Source organism: Streptomyces mesophilus, assembly GCF_011044995.1.
GTDB classification, from domain to species: Bacteria; Actinomycetota; Actinomycetes; order Streptomycetales; family Streptomycetaceae; genus Streptomyces; species Streptomyces mesophilus.
Genome location: NZ_JAAKZW010000342.1, coordinates 1 through 6126 on the forward strand (window position 1 = coordinate 1; position 6126 = coordinate 6126).

At 73.1% G+C, this 6126-nt stretch carries 6 protein-coding genes; 4 read left to right on the forward strand and 2 right to left on the reverse strand.

The genetic code is table 11. From position 1 onward, the window contains the following. Positions 1–686, forward strand: a 686-nt coding sequence (locus G6045_RS38575; RefSeq protein WP_206344746.1) for a peptidoglycan-binding domain-containing protein, incomplete at its 5' end; no start/stop codon positions are given. 102 nt (positions 687–788) lie between these two features. On the opposite strand, the gene G6045_RS38580 is transcribed toward G6045_RS38575, so the two are convergent. Further along, a complete protein-coding gene (locus G6045_RS38580) occupies positions 789–1499 on the reverse strand; it encodes a hypothetical protein (protein WP_235968577.1) in 711 nt (236 codons plus the stop codon). A gap of 265 nt (positions 1500–1764) precedes the next feature. On the opposite strand from G6045_RS38580, the gene purN reads away from it, so the two are divergent. Both purN and purH read left to right on the forward strand, forming a co-directional pair. Further along, the gene (purN, locus tag G6045_RS38585) at positions 1765–2409 is read left to right on the forward strand and encodes a phosphoribosylglycinamide formyltransferase (protein ID WP_165336912.1); all 645 of its coding nucleotides are present in this window, start codon (positions 1765–1767) and stop codon (positions 2407–2409) included. Further along, positions 2406–3971, forward strand: coding sequence for a bifunctional phosphoribosylaminoimidazolecarboxamide formyltransferase/IMP cyclohydrolase (gene purH, locus G6045_RS38590; RefSeq protein WP_165336913.1), 1566 nt, complete (start codon positions 2406–2408; stop codon positions 3969–3971). Before purN ends, purH begins: the two co-directional genes overlap by 4 nt. Here purH and G6045_RS38595 read toward each other — a convergent pair. After that, complete coding sequence (locus G6045_RS38595) at positions 3943–5736, reverse strand: cell division protein PerM (protein ID WP_408056419.1); 1794 nt, start codon at positions 5734–5736, stop codon at positions 3943–3945. The genes purH and G6045_RS38595 overlap by 29 nt on opposite strands. Positions 5737–5871: 135 nt before the next feature. On the opposite strand from G6045_RS38595, the gene G6045_RS38600 reads away from it, so the two are divergent. Continuing rightward, a partial coding sequence (locus G6045_RS38600; RefSeq protein WP_165336914.1) for a helix-turn-helix transcriptional regulator occupies positions 5872–6126 on the forward strand: 255 nt, incomplete at its 3' end.

The window sequence follows — 6126 nt, forward strand, 5'->3', positions numbered from 1 at the left end:
CCCGCGCCAAGAAGGCATACGTGGCCGTCGCCATGGCCCTCACCGTGGCGGCCGTCGCCGTCGGTGCGTTCCTGCTGACCCGCCCCGATGCGACCGGCGACACCGCGAAGCCGGCCGCTCCGACCTCCGGCCCCCACGGCAGCGCCGGTCCTGGCGAAGCCGGCGAGAACCCGACCGCCCCGGCGCCCGACAAGTCCCAGAAGGCGACCGCGTCCCCGGGCGGCAAGGACAAGGACGGCGCGAAGGACACGACCGACGGCGCCGACACCACGTCCGGGTCCGCCGGAACCGGCGGCGACCAGGACACCGAGCCGACGGCCGGCGAGACGGCGGAAGCCGGGACCAGCGGAGCAAGCGGCGCCGGCACGAGCACGGGAGGCGGGGTCACCGACCCGGACCCTGCTCCGACCAGGACCACGGCAGCCCCCGCCAAACCGCCGTGGATCACCGACTGCACGTACTACTCGGGCACGACCGAAACCATCTACGGCCACAAGGGCACCCGCGTGGTCCAGGTCCAGTGCATGCTCACCAAACGCGGCTACAGCGTGGGCGCCGGCGGCGTGGACGGCGAGTTCGGCCCCGACACCCGCACCGCGGTCAAACGCTTCCAGACCGCCAAGGGCCTGGACGCGGACGGCCGAGTGGGCCCCAACACCTGGGCGGCCCTGCGCAGCTGGACGTAGCAAAGACGAACGGGGGACCAAACGTCGGGAGGAAACGGCCAAACCGGCCGTTCTCCGCGACATATGGTCCCCCGGACGTGTCGACGCCAACGGGCGGGAGGGTCAGTCCTGTTCGCCCAGGATGGTGCGGAGGGGGGTGGGGAGGAGGTTCTCGCACTGTTTCTGGGCTGCGTGGGTGTTTGCGTCGCGTTCGCAGATGTAGAAGTCGCGGTAGGCGATCTGGGCCGTGAAGGTCAGGGCGACCATGGCCAGGGCCAGGCCGGCCGTGACCAGGCCGCTCACCGCGGCCGTCTTCTGCGGCTTGCCCGAGGAGACCGCGGGGGCCGGCTGGGTCGGGTCGGGGGTGCGCGGCTTCGTGCGCAGCGCGGTCACACCCCAGTAGACGGCGAGCGCACCGAGCAGCAGCGCCACGTAGGGCCAGCCGAAGAGCCCGAAGAAGAACGCCCACATGCCGCCGAGCAGCGCATACCGCGCACGGCGCTGCGCCGGGTCGGTCGGGTCCCAGCGCATCCCGCCCATCGGACCGCCCTGACCGCCCTGCCCGTTCGGACCGCCCTCGGATCCGCCGGGACGCTGGCCGAAGCCGCCGGAGGAACGGCCGGGCTGCTGCGAGCTCCAGCCGGGACCCGAACCGTCACCGCCCTGCTCACCGTCGGGATGACGGGGACGCCAAGGCTGCTCCGGAGCACCCTCGGGCGGGGGCGCGAAGGGGTTGTCCTCACCCTTCCCCGTGTCCTGCGGCGCGCCCTGCGCAGGCTGATCGTCCGGCGCGACCTGCGGAGACTGGTCCTGCGGCGACGAAGGTGAGGGCATGCGGTCCGGCATCAGGTGTGCGTCTTTCCCCGTAGTCGGTGGATTGCCCGGCCGGGCCGGCTGAGCAGCGGCGCGCGCCTGGCAGTCCTTGGAGCTTGCTCCCCAGACGCTACCTCCCGGTCACGCCACCGTCCCGTGGGGGCCGTCGGGTGTGCCGGTATCGTTGCTGACGGTCGGGCGCTTCGTAGAGTTCCCCGTATCGGGGGCACCGAAGCATTCGTACGACCGTACAAAGCCAGGACCACCACGCGCTGATGCGCTGCCGATGCGAAAGGGCCCCGCTGTGGCCACCCCCGTAAGCACGCCGCCGAAGCGGCTTGTCGTCCTCGTGTCGGGCTCGGGCACCAATCTGCAGGCCCTGCTCGACGCCGCGGCCGACCCCGCGTTCGGCGCCGAGATCGTGGCGGTGGGCGCGGACCGGGACAACATCGCCGGTCTCGAGCGCGCACGGAAGGCCGGTCTGCCGACCTTCGTCTGCCGTGTGAAGGACTTCGACGACCGCGCCGCCTGGGACCGTGAGCTGGCGGAAGCGACAGCCGCCCACGCGCCGGATCTGGTGGTGTCGGCGGGCTTCATGAAGATCCTGGGCAAGGAGTTCCTGGCCCGGTTCGGCGGTTGCACCGTCAATACGCATCCGGCGCTGCTGCCGTCTTTCCCCGGTGCCCATGGCGTACGCGACGCGCTCGCGTACGGCGCGAAGGTCACCGGCTGCACCGTCCACTTCGTCGACGACGGCGTCGACACCGGGCCGATCATCGCGCAGGGCGTGGTGGAGGTCCTGGACGAGGACGACGAATCCGCGCTCCATGAGCGCATCAAGGAAGTCGAGCGAACGCTGCTCGTCGAGGTCGTGGGCCGGCTCGCCCGCCACGGCCATCGCATTGAGGGACGAAAGGTATCCATCCCGTGACCGCCGCTTCTTCTGGACAGCGCCCCATCCGCCGGGCCCTGATCAGCGTCTACGACAAGACCGGGCTCGAGGACCTCGCCCAGGGCCTGCACGAGGCCGGTGTCCAGCTGGTGTCGACCGGCTCCACCGCCTCGAAGATCGCCGCGGCCGGTGTGCCCGTCACCAAGGTCGAGGAACTGACCGGCTTCCCCGAGTGCCTGGACGGCCGGGTCAAGACGCTGCACCCGCGCGTGCACGCCGGCATCCTCGCCGACCTGCGCCTGGACACGCACCGCTCGCAGCTCGAAGAGCTCGGTGTCGAGCCCTTCGAGCTCGTGGTCGTGAACCTGTACCCCTTCAAGCAGACCGTCGCCTCGGGCGCTTCGCCCGACGAGTGCGTGGAGCAGATCGACATCGGCGGCCCGTCGATGGTCCGCGCCGCCGCCAAGAACCACCCGTCGGTCGCGGTCGTCACCAGCCCCGCGCGGTACGCGGACGTCCTCGCGGCGGTACGCGACGGCGGCTTCGACCTGACGGCCCGCAAGCGCCTCGCGGCGGAAGCGTTCCAGCACACGGCGTCGTACGACGTGGCGGTGGCGTCCTGGTTCGCGGCCGACTACGCGGCGGCGGACGACAGCGGTCTGCCGGACTTCCTCGGCAACACCTACGAGCGCTCCAACGTCCTGCGCTACGGCGAGAACCCGCACCAGCCGGCCGCCCTTTACGTGGACGGCACGGGTGGCCTGGCGGCCGCCGAGCAGCTGCACGGCAAGGAGATGTCGTACAACAACTACACGGACACGGACGCCGCGCGCCGTGCCGCGTACGACCACGCCGAGCCCTGCGTCGCGATCATCAAGCACGCCAACCCGTGCGGAATCGCCATCGGCGACGACGTGGCCGAGGCCCACCGCAAGGCCCACGCCTGCGACCCGCTCTCCGCCTTCGGCGGCGTGATCGCGGTCAACCGTCCCGTATCCGTCGCCATGGCCGAGCAGGTCGCCGAGATCTTCACCGAGGTCATCGTGGCCCCGGACTACGAGGACGGCGCGGTCGAGGTCCTGGCCCGCAAGAAGAACATCCGCGTCCTGCGGTGTGCGGACGCCCCCTCTTCGCCGGTCGAGGTCAAGCCGGTCGACGGCGGCGCGCTGCTCCAGGTCACCGACCGCCTCCAGGCGGACGGCGACGACCCGGCCAACTGGACCCTGGCGACGGGCGACGCGCTCTCCGCCGCCGAGCTCGCGGACCTGGCCTTCGCCTGGAAGGCCTGCCGCGCGGTGAAGTCCAACGCGATCCTGCTCGCCAAGGACGGCGCCTCGGTGGGCGTCGGGATGGGCCAGGTCAACCGGGTCGACTCGGCCAAGCTCGCGGTCGAGCGCGCGGGCGAGGAGCGGGCGCGCGGCTCCTACGCCGCGTCGGACGCGTTCTTCCCGTTCCCGGACGGCCTGGAGATCCTGACGGCCGCGGGCGTCAAGGCTGTTGTCCAGCCGGGCGGTTCGGTCCGCGACGAGCTGGTCGTCGAGGCGGCGAAGGCGGCGGGCGTGACGATGTACTTCACGGGGACGCGTCACTTCTTCCACTGACCTCTGGTGGTCCGGCGGGGTCCGGGAGCTTCGGCTCCTGGGCCCCGTCGGCGTTTGCGGCCCCGGGATCCGTCAGGGCTTCGCCCCCTCCCCCGGCCTCCCGCCCTCCGTCGGCGCGCGGCTTTTCCAGGGATACGGGAACGAGGTCCGCCGCATCCGTCAGCGGCGAGCTCTCCGAAACCTTCCCCAGCGCAGCCCACCGCGTCGCCCGCGACCCAGTGTCGTGCCAGGACGAGTCGAGGAAGTCGTACGGCTCGAAGGCCGACTCGGCAGCCGGAACCACGGGCCCGGGATCCGGCACCTGCTCAGCGGCCGCCGAGCCCCGCCGCGGCCACCACCGGGGCAGCCGCCGAGCCCGCCGCCCGACCGGTTCAGCGGACTCGGCGGATACCGCGCTGTCGACGGACGCGGCGGTGTCGACGGGCTCGACCGCCGGCTCGGCAGACGTCACCTTGGGCGTGCGCGCCCGCCATCCTCGTACGCCCAGAGCCAGCGGCATCCCGCACAGCAGGACCCAGCCGCAGGCCGCGCCCCCGGCCTGCCACCCCACCGGTCCGAACGACGCGAGCGTGCCCACGCCGAGCGGGCCGCCGGCGAGTGCGGCGAGCACGGCGAGCGCGAGGCCGGTGAGCAGGGCCGCGAGCCCGGTCGTCAGCGCGGTCGCACCCCGGCTCCACACCTCCTCGCGCTCCCCCTTCGCCGGCGCCGCGCACCGCACGGCGAACCATCCGACGGTCAGCCCGGCGAGCGCCGGTACCGCGAGGCAGGCCCAGGTCAGCGGGGTGCCGGGCCCGGGTGAAGGCACCGCGGCGAGCAGCGGGAAGGACGGCAGGAGCGGACCGCCGTCGGGGGTCCCGAGCGGCCAGGCGACCAGTCCGGTGCCCAGGAGCACGCCCGGGCCGAGCGCGTAGGCGGCGCCCCACACCGCGGCGTTGGGCACGAGGACCGCGGCGAGCAGCAGCACCGCGACCCGGCCGGACCACGCGCCCGTCAGCTGCAGGAACGAGGCCTGCGCGGCATCAAGGTGCAGCCCGAGCGAGACGGCCACGAGCAGCGCGCCGCCGCCGAACAGGACCAGCACACCGGCTGTCGCCGAGCGCACGGCGGCGGCGAGTTGGTCGCTGCGGTCCAGGAGCGCACGTACCGGCGAAGTGTCCTGGAGGCGGTACGCGAAGGAGGGCAGCGGACCGCGCGGCCGGCCGTACGCCGTCCACACCCCGGCGGCCGCGGCGGCGCCCGCGAGCAGCGGCAGATGGACGGCCGCGCTGAGCGGATCCGCGGACAGCGGGCCGCCCCTCGCATAGAGCAGCGCGGCGGTTCCGACGAGGAGATAGCCGCCGGCCACCCCGCCCAGCGCGGTCCGTACGTCCGGCGCCGTGTCGGCCGCGTCGCGGGCCGCGCGGTGCACGAGCAGCGCGGGCAGGCCGAGCAGCAGGAGCGGCGTGATGCCGACCGGGGCCGGTACGCCGGTGAGCGTGTCGGGCCGGACGAGTTCGGTGCCGTGGGCGAGCAGCCACAGTCCCGCGGCCACGTGGAGTGCCGCGCCGGGGCCGCTGTCCGGGTACGGCGAGGAGATCCAGAAGGCCATCACCAGGACGGCCAGCGCGCCGAGCCCGAGCCCCGCGGCGATCGCGCCGCCGAGGAGGCAGGGCACGAGCGCCGACGATCTGCGGCGCGTGGCAAGGGCATTGAGCAGGGCCTGCGGCGTGACCGCGGGCCCTTCCGGCTGCGCGCTGCGGTCGGTCGTGTGCGTCACGCCCGCCATGGTCCCAACGACACGCGCGCTCTTCGCGTAACAGGCGAATGCCCGAAGTGTCGCCCAATATACGTTTATGTACTTATCGGGGCACCGTCCTGCCATGGGCCCCGGTCCCACAGCCCACGGTGTGGAGAGTCCGACATGACGCAGAGCCCCGCCGCCCCACTGCCCGGCCCCGAGGAGCGCCGTCGGCTGCGGGAGGCGAACGACCTGAGCCAGGCCCAGGTCGCCGAGCTGGTCGGCGTCACCCGGGAGACGGTCCGCTCATGGGAGTCGGGCCGCACGAACCCACGGGGACGCACCCGGGAGGCGTACGCGGGGTTGCTGACGAGTTGGGGTGGGGGGAAGTCGGGTGGGCTCGGAGTTGGTGGGACGAGGTCGGGTGGGCTCAGGGCC

Bases quoted from the DNA above. Each gene is read 5' to 3' on its own strand.
- G6045_RS38595 (WP_408056419.1), bottom strand. From the start codon at position 5,736: ATGGCGGGCGTGACGCACACGACCGACCGCAGCGCGCAGCCGGAAGGG.
- purN (WP_165336912.1), top strand. From the start codon at position 1,765: ATGCGAAAGGGCCCCGCTGTGGCCACCCCCGTAAGCACGCCGCCGAAG.
- G6045_RS38580 (WP_235968577.1), bottom strand. From the start codon at position 1,499: ATGCCCTCACCTTCGTCGCCGCAGGACCAGTCTCCGCAGGTCGCGCCG.